Origin of the sequence: Halorubrum sp. SD690R, from assembly GCF_005435035.1 — an archaeon.
GTDB lineage: Archaea > Halobacteriota > Halobacteria > Halobacteriales > Haloferacaceae > Halorubrum > Halorubrum ezzemoulense.
Genome location: NZ_SGTV01000013.1, coordinates 85,198 through 100,245, shown reverse-complemented (window position 1 = coordinate 100,245; position 15,048 = coordinate 85,198). Strand labels below are relative to the sequence as shown.

17 protein-coding genes and 1 pseudogene are annotated in these 15,048 nt (G+C 60.4%); 11 read left to right on the top strand and 7 right to left on the bottom strand.

The genetic code is table 11. The features are described from left to right. Positions 1–127 precede the first annotated feature (127 nt). Positions 128–679 (top strand): annotated as a pseudogene (locus tag EXE41_RS10045) (permease); the annotation flags it as partial. A 13-nt stretch (positions 680–692) separates the two neighbouring features. Here EXE41_RS10045 and EXE41_RS10040 read toward each other — a convergent pair. Then, on the bottom strand, positions 693–1,088 hold the full coding sequence (locus tag EXE41_RS10040) for a metalloregulator ArsR/SmtB family transcription factor (RefSeq protein ID WP_137690914.1): 396 nt from the start codon (positions 1,086–1,088) through the stop codon (positions 693–695). A 182-nt stretch (positions 1,089–1,270) separates the two neighbouring features. Here EXE41_RS10040 and EXE41_RS10035 point away from each other — a divergent pair, with 182 nt between their 5' ends. The 5 genes from EXE41_RS10035 to hcsS all read left to right on the top strand — a co-directional run bounded on the left by EXE41_RS10035 (position 1,271) and on the right by hcsS (position 4,768). Next, positions 1,271–1,690, top strand: coding sequence for a cupin domain-containing protein (locus EXE41_RS10035; protein WP_137690921.1), 420 nt, complete (start codon positions 1,271–1,273; stop codon positions 1,688–1,690). A 176-nt stretch (positions 1,691–1,866) separates the two neighbouring features. Then, positions 1,867–2,196, top strand: a complete 330-nt coding sequence (gene arsD / locus EXE41_RS10030) for an arsenite efflux transporter metallochaperone ArsD (RefSeq protein ID WP_094519407.1) — start codon at positions 1,867–1,869, stop codon at positions 2,194–2,196. A 3-nt stretch (positions 2,197–2,199) separates the two neighbouring features. Beyond that, positions 2,200–4,140: an arsenical pump-driving ATPase gene (gene arsA, locus EXE41_RS10025; RefSeq protein ID WP_137690913.1), complete on the top strand. Its 1,941-nt coding sequence runs from the start codon at positions 2,200–2,202 to the stop codon at positions 4,138–4,140. Then, positions 4,137–4,553, top strand: coding sequence for a halo-CC-star protein HcsL (hcsL, locus tag EXE41_RS10020; RefSeq protein WP_128906789.1), 417 nt, complete (start codon positions 4,137–4,139; stop codon positions 4,551–4,553). The genes arsA and hcsL overlap by 4 nt, the downstream gene beginning before the upstream one ends. After that, a complete protein-coding gene (hcsS, locus tag EXE41_RS10015) occupies positions 4,544–4,768 on the top strand; it encodes a halo-CC-star protein HcsS (protein WP_137690912.1) in 225 nt (74 codons plus the stop codon). Before hcsL ends, hcsS begins: the two co-directional genes overlap by 10 nt. 44 nt (positions 4,769–4,812) lie before the next feature. Here the strand turns inward: hcsS and EXE41_RS10010 are convergent, their stop codons facing one another. Then, on the bottom strand, positions 4,813–5,226 hold the full coding sequence (locus EXE41_RS10010) for a low molecular weight phosphatase family protein (protein WP_394348109.1): 414 nt from the start codon (positions 5,224–5,226) through the stop codon (positions 4,813–4,815). Positions 5,227–5,424: 198 nt separating this feature from the next. Here EXE41_RS10010 and EXE41_RS10005 point away from each other — a divergent pair, with 198 nt between their 5' ends. Next, complete coding sequence (locus EXE41_RS10005; protein ID WP_137690910.1) at positions 5,425–5,856, top strand: low molecular weight phosphatase family protein; 432 nt, start codon at positions 5,425–5,427, stop codon at positions 5,854–5,856. A 72-nt stretch (positions 5,857–5,928) separates the two neighbouring features. On the opposite strand, the gene EXE41_RS10000 is transcribed toward EXE41_RS10005, so the two are convergent. Then, the gene (locus EXE41_RS10000) at positions 5,929–6,774 is read right to left on the bottom strand and encodes an arsenite methyltransferase (protein ID WP_137690909.1); all 846 of its coding nucleotides are present in this window, start codon (positions 6,772–6,774) and stop codon (positions 5,929–5,931) included. Next, positions 6,767–7,126 (bottom strand): helix-turn-helix transcriptional regulator, encoded by a 360-nt coding sequence (locus tag EXE41_RS09995; protein ID WP_137690908.1) that lies wholly within the window; start codon positions 7,124–7,126, stop codon positions 6,767–6,769. The genes EXE41_RS10000 and EXE41_RS09995 overlap by 8 nt, the downstream gene beginning before the upstream one ends. Positions 7,127–7,661: 535 nt before the next feature. On the opposite strand from EXE41_RS09995, the gene EXE41_RS19075 reads away from it, so the two are divergent. After that, a complete protein-coding gene (locus tag EXE41_RS19075) occupies positions 7,662–7,988 on the top strand; it encodes a hypothetical protein (RefSeq protein WP_158294408.1) in 327 nt (108 codons plus the stop codon). On the opposite strand, the gene EXE41_RS09985 is transcribed toward EXE41_RS19075, so the two are convergent. The 3 genes from EXE41_RS09985 to EXE41_RS09975 are packed head-to-tail and all read right to left on the bottom strand — an operon-like array spanning position 7,953 to position 11,006. Next, complete coding sequence (locus EXE41_RS09985; RefSeq protein WP_137690906.1) at positions 7,953–9,665, bottom strand: nucleoside recognition domain-containing protein; 1,713 nt, start codon at positions 9,663–9,665, stop codon at positions 7,953–7,955. The genes EXE41_RS19075 and EXE41_RS09985 overlap by 36 nt on opposite strands. Next, on the bottom strand, positions 9,658–9,843 hold the full coding sequence (locus tag EXE41_RS09980; RefSeq protein WP_137690905.1) for a 30S ribosomal protein S14: 186 nt from the start codon (positions 9,841–9,843) through the stop codon (positions 9,658–9,660). The genes EXE41_RS09985 and EXE41_RS09980 overlap by 8 nt, the downstream gene beginning before the upstream one ends. A gap of 2 nt (positions 9,844–9,845) precedes the next feature. Next, positions 9,846–11,006 carry an NAD(P)/FAD-dependent oxidoreductase gene (locus EXE41_RS09975; protein ID WP_199240867.1) on the bottom strand — a complete coding sequence of 387 codons (1,161 nt, stop codon included), beginning with the start codon at positions 11,004–11,006 and terminating at the stop codon, positions 9,846–9,848. A 52-nt stretch (positions 11,007–11,058) separates the two neighbouring features. Here EXE41_RS09975 and EXE41_RS09970 point away from each other — a divergent pair, with 52 nt between their 5' ends. From EXE41_RS09970 to EXE41_RS09960, 3 genes are all read left to right on the top strand, one after another. Further along, positions 11,059–12,327 carry a GTP-binding protein gene (locus EXE41_RS09970; protein ID WP_137690903.1) on the top strand — a complete coding sequence of 423 codons (1,269 nt, stop codon included), beginning with the start codon at positions 11,059–11,061 and terminating at the stop codon, positions 12,325–12,327. Between the two features lie 259 nt (positions 12,328–12,586). Continuing rightward, a complete protein-coding gene (locus EXE41_RS09965; RefSeq protein ID WP_199240866.1) occupies positions 12,587–13,354 on the top strand; it encodes a hypothetical protein in 768 nt (255 codons plus the stop codon). Positions 13,355–13,524: 170 nt separating this feature from the next. Further along, a complete protein-coding gene (locus tag EXE41_RS09960) occupies positions 13,525–15,048 on the top strand; it encodes an ABC transporter substrate-binding protein (RefSeq protein WP_137690902.1) in 1,524 nt (507 codons plus the stop codon).

The following is a 15,048-nucleotide window of genomic DNA, read 5'->3' as shown; positions in this document are numbered from 1 at the left end:
TCTTTCGCACACGGACCAGTCAACAGAACGTGCTCTGTGGCACGAAATCCAGGTCGGTCTCTTGCGCCCCATATCTTGTTTCACGCTCTGCTAGGGTAGCAGCGTTTCCATCGAGTCAACAGAGCCGGACGTCCGGATCACCGCAGGCGGTCGCGAGATTGCGACCGACGGCGGAGCGACTCCCTCGGACACCTCAAATCCGGCCGACGCCGGCGGGTGTAGCGAGTGCGGGACAACGGCGACGAACAGAAGCCACAAGGAGCGCGTGATCGCCGCGGGGGAGGGTCCGCTCTCCTTCTTCCGCGACACGCTCCCATACATCGCGGTCGGGATCGCGATCGGGGCGCTGATCCACGGCGCCGTGCCGGCAGAGTTTCTCCAGCGGATCGCCGGGCCGGGCAACCCGCTCGCGACGCCGATCGCCGCGCTCGCCGGCGCGCCGATCTACGTGAGCATCAGCGGAATGCTGCCGATCGCACACTCGCTCACTGAGGCGGGGATCCCGATCGGAACGGTGATCGCGTTCGTCATCGGCGGGGCGGGGATCAGCATCCCGAACCTGATCCTCCTGAACAAGCTGTTCGAACGCCGGCTGCTCGCGATCTACGCGACGACGGTCGTGACGATCGGGATCACCGTCGGTGTGCTGTTCAACACCGTCTTCGCCGGCCTCCTCTGAGCCGGGATCTTTCTTACAACAACCGCGACCCGTCGAGCGCAACGAGGACCGCGTTTGCGCGCGGCGTGGCGCGATACATCCGCCACTTGCCTTCCTTTCGGCGCGTGACGAGGCCAGCGTCGGTGAGCTGCGAGAGGGCGTGGCTGATCGCGCTGTCGCTCACGTCCAAGAGCGGCGAGAGTTCGCAGACGCACAGCTCCTCATCGTCAGCAGCGTGGAGCATCCGAACGATCTTGTATCGGGTCTCGTTGCCGAGCGCCGACAGTAGCTCAATATCGGTCTCCAGATCCGACCCGCCGACGCTCTCGTTCAGTTCTTCTAGCTCCGCTAACCGGTCGGCGAGGTCTTCATCCGTACAGGAGCCACACTCGTCGGCGACGTACCGCTGTAAACGCTCGGTAGATGACATACAAACAATTGAACCAAGCCGGGATTAAACGTTGCGGAGCGCCGTCTCAAATGATAGCTGGACAGCGAAAACAATATAGTAATCTCTCAAATATTGTCTCGTGTGAAAGAGACGAGACTTGTGGTGGGTGTCTGGTGGTCGACAACGACCATCTCGGCAGGCTTGAGCAACGATACGGCCGAATGCGCCGCTACAGGGTGTTCGCCGTGACCGGTTCCTACAAACGGGTCAATTACACCGACATCGAGACCACCTCGGGCGCGATGCGGCCGCTTACTGACTCGCTCGATAGCGAGCAGGTCGGCGTGTCAATCGCGCGCTGTGAACCCGGATGGCGGAATAAGTCGCACGACCACGCCGCGGAGGATCACGAGGAGATATACGTCCTCTTAGAGGGTGAAGCTACCGTCGTTATCGACGATAAATCCGTCGAACTCGAAGCCGGCGACGCGGTTTGGATTCCGCCGACTGCGACGCGGCAGATCCAGAACGGTGATGTCGAAAGTGCGCTCGTCCTCGTGAGTGCCCCGGCGTCGAAGTGTCGAACCACGACGTGTGTCGACGACCCAGGATCGTGGGCCACCAACGGATTTATCGGGTGATCGGGGGGTCTCGGCCGTTCAAGATGAAATAACTATGCGACCGATGTGGAGAGATCCGACCGAAGAGCTTATAATTGTATGAGAGTTTGTTCAAATGAATCGGCCACAGAGAGGACAAACAAACGTGTCCTGCTGTGAACGATACATCAGACGTACGACCGCGGTCCGACTCAATCATGACCGAACTCACCCTGTACGAAGAAGCGATGTGTTGCTCCACCGGCGTCTGCGGTCCCGACCCCGACGACGAACTCGTCGAGGTCAGCGCGGCGCTTGACCAGCTCGAAGACGCGTTCGATGAGCTCGAAGTCAACCGGGCGAATATGCAGCACAACATCGACCAGTTCCTCGAAACGCAGCGGATCTACGACCGCGTTCAGGAGGACGGTCCGTCGATCCTCCCGATCACGGTCGTCGACGACGAGATCGTCGCCGAGGGCGAGTACCTCTCGTACGACGAACTGACTGCGGCCATCGACGGCAACGCCGCGCCACAGGAGGCCTAATAAATGGCACAATCACAGTCGACATCGACGAGCGCGCGTGAGGTCGTCGAACCGAGTAGCGACGAAACCGAGTTCGTTTTCTTCAGCGGGAAGGGCGGCGTCGGCAAGAGCACGGTGAGCTGTGCGACCGCGACGTGGCTCGCCGACAACGACTACGAGACGCTCTTGGTGACCACCGACCCTGCCCCGAACCTCTCGGACATCTTCGGGCAGTCGATCGGCCACGAGGTCACCGCAATCGACGGGATCGAGAACCTCTCGGCAATCGAGATCGACCCGGACACTGCCGCCGAGGAGTACCGCCAAGAGACGATCGAGCCGATGCGCGAACTGCTCGGTGAAGAGGAGATCCAGACGGTCGAAGAGCAGCTCAACAGTCCCTGCGTCGAGGAGATCGCCGCCTTCGACAACTTCGTCGACTTCATGGACAGCCCTGAGTACGACGTCGTCGTCTTCGACACGGCGCCGACGGGTCACACCATCCGGCTGATGGAACTCCCCTCCGACTGGAACGCCGAACTCGAGAAGGGCGGCTCGACCTGTATCGGGCCGGCGGCCTCGATGGAGGACAAAAAACAGGATTACGAGCGCGCGATCGACACGCTCCAGGACGACGAGCGCACTTCCTTTGCCTTCGTCGGCAAGCCGGAGGACTCCTCGATCGACGAGATCGAACGCAGCGCGAGCGACCTCGGCGACCTCGGGATCGAGTCGCCGCTGTTGATCCTCAACGGCTATCTCCCGGAGTCGGTGTGCGAGGACCCCTTCTTCGAGGGGAAACGCGCGGACGAGCAGGCCGTCATCGAGCGCGCCCGAGAGGAGTTCGACGCGGACGCGACGGCGACGTACCCGCTCCAGCCCGGCGAGATAGCCGGCCTCGACCTGCTCGCTGACGTGGGCGGTGTCCTCTACGACGGCACGGAGGCGACCGTCGACGTCGGGACCGCGACCGACGTGGACGCTGACGGCGCGGTCGACTTCGAATCGATGGCGGACGCTGACGCGGTTGTCGACCAGCTCACACCGGGCGAGGAGACGCAGTACCTCTTTTTCACCGGGAAGGGCGGCGTCGGCAAGAGCACGGTCGCCTCGACGGCAGCGACGAAACTCGCTGAGGCGGGCCACGAGACGCTTGTCGTCACGACCGATCCGGCCGCGCACCTAGAGGACATCTTCGGTGAGCCCGTGGGCCACGAACCCACCTCGGTCGGCCAGGAGAACCTCGACGCGGCGCGAATCGACCAAGAAAAAGCGCTTGCGGAGTACCGCGAGCAAGTCCTCGACCACGTCACCGAGATGTACGAGGACAAAGAGGACACGCAGATCGACGTCGACGCCGCGATCGCGAACGTCGAAGAGGAACTGGAATCGCCCTGTGCCGAGGAGATGGCCGCGCTCGAAAAGTTCGTGAGCTACTTTGACGAGGACGGCTACGACGTGGTCGTCTTCGACACGGCGCCGACAGGCCACACCCTTCGCTTGCTCGAACTTCCCTCCGACTGGAAGGGGTTCATGGACCTCGGCTCGCTGACGAAGGGGGCTGCCCCCGCCAAAGGCGACCAGTACGACGAGGTCATCGAGACGATGAAAGACCCCGAACGGAGCACGTTCGCGTTCGTGATGTACCCCGAGTACACACCTATGATGGAAGCCTACCGGGCCGCCGCGGACCTCAAAGATCAGGTCGGCATCGAGACCTCGCTAGTCGTCGCCAACTACCTCCTGCCTGAGGAGTACGGCGACAACGCCTTCTTCGCGAATCGGCGCGCTCAGCAGGCGCAGTATCTCGACGAGATCCGTGACCGGTTCGACGCGCCGTTGATGTTGGCGCCGCTCCGGCAGGACGAACCGATCGGGCTCGACGAACTCAGCGCCTTCGGTGAGGAGATTACCGGACTCGCAGACGTTGTCGGAGCGGACGCACCGGAGGTGACGCCCTCGTGAGCGACGCACAGGACGTGGAAGGTGCGGCCGAGGACAGCGTGGGCGTACCCGATGAGGAAGACGTAGAAGCCAACGTCGAGGCGGCCCTCCACGAGTTCCTCGACACGCTCGGCGAGTCTGAGACGTATCAGCAGTTCGTCGCGGCCGACGAGGCGTTACAGGATGATGACGACGCGATGGCGCTGCTCCGCGAGTACCAGCAGAAGCAACAGCAGATGCAACGCGGCGGCTTCGACGAATCGGTGATGGCCGAGCTGAAGCAGCTCCAGACCGAGATGTCGAACAACGAGACGATCCAGCGTCAGCAGGCCGCACAGGCCGATCTGATAGAACTGCTTCAGCGGACGAACGACACCATCAGCGACGAGATCGGCGAGGAGTTCGCGCGATCCACCGGAGGTGGGTGCTGTTGAGCGCTTCCGGTCAGGACGCCAGCGAGTCCGAAGTGACTGACGAAGCGGTCGTTGCGGCCGCCGAGGCGCTCGGCGAAGAGCTCGCGACGGCGAAAGAGTCTTCCTCGGAGTTCGCGTTCACCACGATGGTGATGCAGTGTAACGAGGCGATCGGCGACGAGACCGGTGTCGACTACGGGAGCGTCTGCGGCGCCGACGACGACGGCTGCTGTTAGCGGAGGTCGACAGGGGTCATTCCGGCTGACGACCCTGCCAATTGTCACTCCGCGGACGGAGTTTGCGACAGGAGTTCGTCGAACAGCGAGACGACACGTTCTTCGATCTCGTCACGAATCTCACGAACCTGCTCGATCGGGCGCTCGTGGGGATCGTCGAGCCCCCAATCGCGATTCTCACCGTTCCACGTTGCCGGGCACACGTCCGATGCCGAACACCCCATCGTGACGACGAGATCGACCGCCTGTAGCTCGTCTGGCGTCACCTCTCGCGGCATTCGGTCGCTGAGATCGATGTCTCGCTCTCCCATTGCTTCGACGACAATCTCGTGGACGTGGTCCGCGGGCTGTGTGCCACCGGTAACGATCGTAAGCTGATTGCCCACACCGCGACGGTCGCGCTCGCGCTCAGCGAACGCCGCCGCCATTTGGCTCCGTCCTGCGTTTTGGACGCACACGAACGCGATCTGGTGGCCCGTCCGCTCATCGGATTCAGTCACACCTCCACAAGCGAGTGGGATCGGTATAGCTGTTACTTCAGGCACAGCGGCTCTTGATAGGCTATCTGAGAAGTACTCTCAGACCCGTTTTGAGCTATTGAGACGTATATACATCACATATAAGTGCTCAAGTCGACCGCATCGATTCTGTTGTTTATGAGTGATGATTTGCCGGTTACTCTAGGATTCGTTTGTGTACAAAATGCTGGTCGCAGTCAGATGGCAACAGCGTTCGCCGAACGCGAGCGTGACCGTCGTGGACTCGAAGACAGTGTTGAGATCATTACCGGTGGCACTCACCCCGCCGATAGCGTCCACGACGAGGTCGTGGCGGTCATGCAAGATCACGAGATCGATCTCTCGGATCGAGTCCCCCGAGAAGTCTCAACGACTGAGCTCGAATCATGTGATGTCGTCGCCACTATGGGCTGTTCGACGCTAGAACTGGACGCCGAGAACGTCGACGTTCGAGACTGGGCGTTAGACGATCCGCACGGGCAAGACCTTGGCACTGTCCGCGAGATTCGTGACGACATAGAGCAACGCGTCAAGGCGCTGTTCGACGAGTTCTATCCGGACGAACCGTAGCATAGACGTAATCAGTGGATTCGTTCGTCCCTCCAATCGCAAAATTCTCCTCTGGACAAGCCTGTCGGTGATTTAGGGGTTCTGTAGCGGCTTCCGAGCCTCGATAGTGGCCGAGACGAGATATTCACCGAGATCGCGATCGGCGTCCCAATCGCTGATGAACTCGGTGCTCTCGGCCTTCGGCGCGATCTCGATCGCTTCGAAGCCGGCGCTATCGAGCATCGTTTCGAGATTCTCGATGGTCGACGCACCGGCGACGCAGCCGGTTAGCGAGTCCGGATCCATCTTGACGTCGTCGGGGAACGGCGCGGTTTGGACGACGTCCGAGATGGCGACGCGCCCGCCGGCCTTGAGGACGCGGAAGGCGTCGTCGAACACAAGCTGTTTTTCGGGAGCGAGGTTGACGACGCAGTTCGAGATAACGACGTTGACGGTCGCGTCGGCGACGGGGAGGTGGCTGATCTCGCCGAGGCGAAACTCGACGTTGTCGGCGTCGTTTTTCACGACGTTCTCCCTCGCTTTCGAGACCATATCCGGTGTCATGTCCACACCGATGACGGTTCCGTCCGAACCGACCTCCCGTGCGGCGAGGAAGCAGTCGAAGCCCGCACCGGAGCCGAGGTCGAGCACTGTCTCGCCGGGCATCATCTCGGCGAACGCCTTCGGATTTCCACACCCAAGGCCAAGGTCTGCGCCCTCGGCGACAGACGCGACATCGTCGGCGTCATAGCCAAGGCGTTCGCTCCCGGACGCTCCTTCGGTGCTGTCACAGCATCCACCGTCGCCGGTGGTATCGATGCCGGCGTCGCCACAGCAGTTTTGACTGTCCGAAGCGATAGTTTCGTAGCGTTCGCGCACCATCTTGCGGGTCTCTTCGGGGTCGCGGTCACCGGCCACCGTATTAGTATCGTTACTCATGGGAACCCCGCAGATCGTCGAGGGTTTCGAGAAGGGCCGCGGTCGTTTCAGTCGGTTCGTAGTAGCGCCAGGATCCCTCTTTGCGGCGCGTGACAAGTCCTGCGGTGTACAATCGCGAGAGCGCTTGGCTGACGGCGCTCTGACTAACACCGACCGCGGCTTCGAGGTCGCAGACGCAGACACCGTCATCGGCGTTCGAAATTCGGCGAAGCAGTTCGTATCGTGTGTCATTCCCCATCGCGGTCAGTACTTGGAGGTCTGTCGCCATCGCATCCGAGTCGACATCTTCGAGCGGTGTACAGCAGGTCTCCGTTTCTTCCGTGGTTCCGTCAGTGATCGCATCTCCCACCATATTAGCAGTGGCTTATACAAGAGAGCACTAATATGTTTCTCTCGGCAACTCCCTCGAAACTCTGGAATCAAGTTGAACCTTGGGTACAGCAGTACCATCACCGATCTGAATCAGAATCGGTGCGGTAGAAAGTCGATACGTCGGTGAAGTTCCCGAAGGTGAAAACAACGTTCGAGATGGTGTGGGCTAAACACATATGTATTGAGAGTCCCAGTCTCAACTTCTGTTGGGCCTCTTTCTCCCCACAGTTTCGGAGGATAAGCCAGTTCCAGGTCAAATTAGTATTAATTCGTGTCGTATGTCACCAATCGATTATCAATCCTCCGAGGTTGTGATTCTGCGATAGATCCGAATGATAAATATTTGATACTCGGCTATCTCTACGCTTGAGGCCCTCTCCTAACGGTATCTCTCACCCGTTACTCCTGAATACACGAGCCAACCAAGAGGTCACCTGCTTCCGTGACGCAGTCTCATTGTTGTCGAGTTCCCAGCTGGCAGCACTCGCAGCGTCCGCCAGAGCGAGATACTCCCAATGGTGTTGAGGAAGGTCATCTGGACGGTCAGGAGCCTCTCCGACCAGAACATGTCTCTCGGTCGCGACCCGGCTCGAGAGGTGCTGGAAGTTCGAGGTGGTCGGCGCCACCTGAAAGTCTCGACGAATGAGATGCTTGGCACTAAAGGCGTGAGCGGCGCAGGAATCGGTCGAGACGAGACCGACATTCTGTGCCCATCGGCGTGCATCGACGACAACCGCCTGTGGCTCACGAACCTGCCGAAGCGCCGCAAGCTCGAACGCGAGCGTCATGGTGTCGGTGGTCATCGATTAGAAGAGAACGGCACCACCCCATCCGATGAGTAGCGAAAAACCGATGGCAGCTGCTGCCTGCCGGAGCAGCATCCGCCCGGCGTACCTCGGGGAGAGCTCCTTTGCGACCGTAATCGCCGTTACCATACACGGAAGTAGTACGCCGGCCAAGTAGACGGCGGTCAGTACCTGCACGGGAGTCATCGCGGAGAGTGTCGCGCTGAGGCCATCCGACTGTAACAGGAGCAGCCCGTCCTTGCGGATCGACCCCATCACGACGACGAGTGCGGTCTCTCCGGGAAGGTTAAACAGTCCCATCACTGGTACGAGAGCCTCGCCCATCACATCCAGGACTCCAAAGTAGTCTAACAGTGATGCGACGAGGACGATCCCGGCGAAGACCGGGAGCGCCTTCAGGAAGAAACTCCGAATTACGGTTCTGGTCTCTCGCCACACGGACTGCCAGGTCGGCCACTGGAGGAACGCACGGTTTTCGGTGGCGAGTGACGCTGTTCGCGCACGCTCGGGTGCGATCAGGCGTGCATAGACGAGTGTCGTGACTGTGAGAATCCCGACGTACGGGAGAACGAGCCATGGCATCTCGACGGCTGCGAACACAGCGAGCGTCGCTGGGAACTGGTACGAGCAGGCCGAGCCAAACCCAATCGCCGAGACTGTCGCCCGACGCGTACAGTCCGAGCAGCCTCGAGTGCTGGTGACCGCCGGGACGTTACAACCGAATCCCATGACCACTCGAACGAGATCTCGGCCGGTGAGACCCACGCGCCGAAGGTGTGGATGGAGTGACGCCGTGATTCGCGTAACGAGCCCACTCTTCTTGTAGACGGCCATGAAGACCGCAAAGATGAGAATTGTCGGGCCAGCCCAGACGAACAGGAACGGCCCCATCGAGAGCAGGCCGTAGTCCCCACCCAAAACTGTAGCGAGCGGCCCTGGAAGATCGTTGGCCCACTGGACTGCGGGTTCCAAGAGGGAACTCACTCGGGGAGAGAGTTCGGCAGCCACAGCGTTTGCGAAGTGGACTGCGACCGCGGCTGGCAACAGGAGCAAGACGATACTGACGAACGGGCCGAGAAGCGGATGTTCGATAATCGTCTCCGGCGGGTCGAGATGAATCCCTGTCTGTCGGTGAACCCGTCCCGGGAACTCATCGGCGTCGCGGAGCGCGTTGATGAACTGCTTGTGGTCGGTTCCGTCGATTGCAGTGCCGCCGCCGCCGTCGGTTGCGACGCGGGAGACGTTTCGTGCGTCCACTGGAGCGAGCGGAACGCCGAGATCGTCGGCGAGCGCGTTCAGTTCAGCGTGTGCTTCGGTCGGGTTCTCCACTTTGTCCCAGAACGTGACCGCGATGGCGCCGACCTTTCCCTGCACCAGCGGCAGCAGGTCTTCGAGATCGTCGTCGATGTTCGTCGCGCGAACGACGAGTAATACGGTCTCGGTCTCTTCGACGGCGCTGATCGCCGTCCGAGTGGTCTCGGTGTCCGTCCCGAGCAGGATGCCGGGTGTGTCGACGAAGACGTACTCTTCGGACTCGTATCGCTCGATGTCGACGGTCGTTCCTCGGAAGTTCCCAGTCGTCGGCGTCGTCCCGGAGAGGCCAGCGACGAGTTCCGATTTCCCGACGCTCTCCTTACCGACGACCACGACTGTTTCCTTCCCGATGTTCTCGGTCGATGGGATGTTGTCAGTGACGCTCCGTGCGTCAGTCATATTTTTTGAACCCCATCTTCGGAGCCAGTTCGCGGAACGACTGCCGGCAGAGCCAGATATCGTACTTCCCGACGAGGCCCTCTTCGCGCCCCGTCACCCGGCAGACGTGTCGGTCGTCGTCTCTCGAATCGTTCGACTGCTCAGTTCCACTGTCTTTCTGCGGAGTATCTCGTGTCATGATTAGCAGTCGCACATGTCGGGTTCGCAGCAGGACAAGTCCTCGAGGAACATGTTCTTCTCACGGTACTCGTCGAGGACAGTTCGGTCGACGTCGAGTCTGGTAGCGATTTCGTCGGCCACGACAGCGAAGCGCTGTCTGAACTTGTAGATGAAGCAGAACTGCTGGCCGTTGTGCGCGACCTGTGGACCGGCGAGAAACAGGCCGGGACTGATGGTCGACTCGTCTTGGTCGGTCAGTCGGGGCTGGCCACTTTCGAACTCGAAGTGCTCGTCGACGATGCCGAGTCCACTCTCGAATCCAGTCGCGAGCACTGGCTGATTCCGTGTCGTTAACGACGCGCCGTCGGTCCCGATTACGTCGAACGTCCCCTCCTCGACGTCGACGCGCTCGACTCGAATTCCGTCTTCGAGGGCGATCGGTGCGTCGTGTTCGAGTGCCTCCCGCAGTCGCTGGCTCGTGTATGGGGAGAGGACTTCGCTCGGGTCCGGTCCTCGGAACTGCCACGGCCCTTCCTCGTCGACGACGAGCACTTCGTGACCCAAGTCAGCGAGTGCGAGTGCCGCGTCGATACCACTCTCGTACCCGCCGACGACGACGATGGGGTCCTCGACACACTCGTCGGCGAACGTACTCCAGGACTCGACTCGGGAGTTGTGGACGCAGTGATTCGCGCCGGGGAACGGATCGTCGTTCGGTTGCCCGAACTGCCCGGCCGCCCAGATGACGAATCGACTCTGGATGACGCCAGTGGACGTGTGGAGTATGAATCCGTCGTCGTGTCGTTGTACCGACTCCACGTCTACACCGGTTCGGGCGGGTAAGTCGTAAAAATCGACGACTCCTTGGAGATATTCGGCGTACTCTCCGCCGGTCGGGTGTTCACGGTCGAGCGCAAATGCGGGTGAGGTGTCAGTGGTGACGGCGTTGAGGTCGCGGCAGCCGAAGCTGTTGCTGGGAAACGATGGCGTAATGAGGCGCATCTCTTCTGGCCACTGTTGGAACGACGCCCCGACTTCGCCTCGGTCGAGGATGGCGTAGGAGTCGAGACCCAGATCCGCGAGGACGGCCCCAACACCGACGCCTGCGGCACCTGCCCCGACAATCGCTACGTCGAGCGACTCGTGTTTACGGGCTTCTTCGGATGTCACTGTTAACAACATAGGATAGTAGATAGCCAATTATAAATAATATGCGCTATAGTCTTAATAACAGATGAGTCGAGAGACGATTCCCGTCACCGTGCTGAGCGGCAACCTCGGCGCGGGCAAGACGACCGTGCTGAACAACCTCCTGAACACGCGAACGGACCTGGATGTCGCGGTCCTCGTCAACGACATGGGCGAAGTGAACGTCGACGCCGAGCGCGTCGCCGAACACTCGGACATCTCGGAGGACGACGAGGACCTGATCGAACTGTCGAACGGCTGTATCTGCTGTGAGCTACGCGGCGACCTACTGGACGCGCTCGCGAAGCTCGCACAGGCCCGCGAGTTCGATTACCTGGTAATCGAATCGACGGGCGTCGCCGAACCGTTGCCCGTCGCCCAGACGCTCACCATGGGATTCGACCAGGGAGACCTCGACCCCACGGAGTTCTACGAGGAGACCGGCATCGAGGTGATGGACTACTACGAACTCGACACGACCGTCACTGTGGTCGATGCCCACCAGTTCTGGACGACGTTCGATTCGAAGGAATCGCTGATGGACGGCGACACCGAAAAAGACCTTGGAAGCCTCTTGGTCGAACAGATCGAGTTCTGTGACGTCCTGCTGTTGAACAAGTGCGACCTCGTCGACGAGGAGACGCTCGGCGAGATCGAAGAGATGATCGAGGTGCTACAACCGCGCGCGGAGATCATCCGAACCGAACACGGCGCCGTCGATCCAGAGGCAATCGTCGATACTGGTCGGTTTGATTTTGAAGCAGCGAGTCAGTCCGCTGGCTGGATGCAGGAACTGCAGGAACCACACGAGTCTGCCGAGGAGGAACACGGCGTCACCTCGTTCGTTTTCGAATCCCGCCGGCCGTTCCAGCCCGAACGATTCGCCGAGTTGCTGGACGAGTTTCCGACAAATGTGGTCCGGTCGAAGGGCCACTTCTGGCTCGCGGGGCGTGAGGATATGGCACTCGGGATAGATGCTGCTGGCCAATCTATCCGAATTGCACCCGCCGGCGGATGGATTGCAGCCCTTCCGACTGAAGAGCGCGAGGCCTACCTTGAGGCCAATCCCCAGCTAGAGGAGGTGTGGGACGAGGAGTGGGGTGACAGAGGAACCCGAATCGTTCTTATCGGTACCGACATGGACCACGGCGCGCTCCGAACGGATCTCGATGCAGCTACACTGACCGACGAGGAGATGGCCGCCGACTGGGGCGCCTTCGAGGACCGTTTCCCGACGTTCGACCTCGAAGCAGCGGACGAACAGACGGAAGCGACAGATGCTGACGACGCGGAAGAAGTGGGGTTGGCAGATTAACCATGCGGGGCAAACGAACCCTGTTCCAGCAGTCCGTCGCAAAGTCTGCCTCTGATAAGACGCGTCGAGAGGCGGTCCGTGACCTGGGACAGATAGGAGCCGTCGACCAACTTAGTACACTCGCGCAGGCCAACGGTATCGCTGGCTCGCTCCGGCGAGTCGCTGTTGGGGAACTCAAACAACTCGGCGCGACGGAGGCGCTCAAAACGATTTCCGAGAGCCGGGCGGTCGACCCCGCCATCAGAGAACAAGCACAACCATGAGTTCCGGATCGAAAACCGCGCCGACAGAGACCCCACTCAAGGATCAAACTCGCCACGTGGATCGTCAGCGAATCGGGTTCGTTGGACCCAAAGAGGCTGGTAAAACGACCGTCGCCACGATGGTCGCGAATCGACTCTCGGAACGAACCGACGTCGCAATCGTCGGGGAAGCCGCATCGTTTTTCGAACAGCCATCAGCCTCACCTGCGAACGTCGGCCCGCTAGGCGTCCACTGGACAGTCATCGATCACTCCCCGGGAACGGAGTCCCTCGAAACTGCCGGTGACGCACTCGATACTGTCTTCGTCGTCGTGACGCCCGCGATGCTGGACCGTGTGGCTGCCTACGAGCGCGTGATAGACCAGCTCGACTCCGACGTGTTTCTCGTCGTCAATCGCTTCGAGGAGCGCTACCGTGACAGACTCAGAGCTCTCGACGGACCCGAACTCGCGGAATACTTCTACGAAGACGACACCCTCGCAGCGGCGATATCTGATGAAACGGTTCCAAAGTTAGAAGAGTGGACGACTGAGGCGATACTGTTGGAGTCGCTCCAGCCCGAACGGCTTGACACCGCCGAAGCGATGGCGACCCTCGACCGTGGTCACCAATCGATTGTCAATGTCGAGGTTGAGAGTGACGCATCGGCTCTAGCAGTGGCTCGATCGTTCCGCGAAAAAGGCTACGCTGCAGACTTCTTCCGGTGTAACTGCCGCTGTCATGACGGACACGTCCTCGCCCGTGCACGACCACCCAGGACCTGACTCCGTTTGCCTATATCCTCTCCTCGATTTCTTTTCCTACTGCGTTGTCTGTACAACGAACAGTCGAATCATTGGTCGAGGCCACTCTCGATCAGACTATGCGAGTGTATTAACTCTGTGAGCATTATTAACAACTCTTATTACTATTCGAGCTAGGATTGATAATTACGATGCAACAGACGCTTTCACGACGCCAGTTACTCGGTGGCGTCGCAGGTGGTGCCGTAGCGATGACCGCCGGTTGCCAGTCAATCGGCGCTGAAACCGGCGGCGGCTCGAAGACGGTCGCGTTGAGCCAATCCCTTACCAGTGGAGACTGGTCGATGTACGGTGGTGCGGCGCCGTATTATTCACCGATGCACGAGACATTGACGGCCTCATCACACAACTTCTCGGAGATAGAGCCGTGGCTCGCAACGGAGTGGGAGACGGTCGATGACACGACATGGGAGTTCAGACTTCGTGATGACGTGACGTTCCACAACGGGGAGGACCTCACTGCGGACGCCGTCGCTCAATCGCTGTCGGCGCTGCTCGCGGACCGGCCGCTCGGGTGGGCGAAGGTAACCGATGAGAGTTTTACCGCACTGGATGACCGAACGCTCCAGATCGAGACCGTCGCACGGTTCGGGGCGCTCGCCGGGACACTGGGCCATCCGCTGTTCGGTATCCAACATCCAAGTAGTTACGAGCGCCCTATCGGCACTGGACCGTTCGAGGCCGAAGCGGTTGACGCAGACAGCCCACTAGAGACTGTTCGCTTCAGGGACTACTGGGGTGACGAACCGCAACTGGAAGAGCTCACTTTCGAGGGGATCTCCGATCCGACGACGCGATCGACAAGCCTCCAATCCGGCGACATCGATGCGTCGTTCGAGATCCCTCGGCAGGACTACGAACTACTCTCTGCGAACGAGGATATCCAGGTCCGCACGAAGCGTGAGCCACGTGCCGGATCTGCGATGGTCAACCTTTACAACTCGCCGACTGACGACGCTGACCTCCGTAGAGCGCTCAACTACGCCGTCGACCAGCAGGCCATCATCGAGTCCATACTGAGTGGAATCGGTGCACCGGCGAAAGGTCCGTACCCGCCGATGATTCCGTGGTCGGCACACGACGATCTCCCTGCGTACGGACCGAACTTAGAGCGTGCTCGTGAACTGGTTGAGCAATCGGCATACGACGGTGAAGACGTGGCGCTGCACGTGAGTAGCGACACACCGCATATGCAACTCATCGCGACACGGGTGCAGGAGCGTTTCGCCGAGATCGGCGTCTCGAGTACGGTCCGCCAGTTCGGTCGCGGCTCGTTCTACACGACAGAGCAGAAAGCCGACTCGAACCTCACCCTGATCGAACTGGGATCGATCAACGGGGCCGCGGACTACCTCGTTCGACTGCAATTCCACTCCGAAGGCGGCGATAACGCTGCACTCCACGAGTCGGAGGGGACTGGACTGTACAACCTTGGGCCGGATGTGGACGACCTCATCGAAACGGGTGACCGGGCACTGGACGAGGAAACGAAACACGAGGCTTACCGCGAGGTACAGCAGCGCGTCATGGAACAGGGCGTACTCGTCCCAATATACTATAAGGAGTATGTCTTCGGCCAGCGTGCGAACACGACCGGCCCACAGATGCACGCCGTCCCCCACATGACTCGGTGGACGGAGTTCGCAAACGAGTAG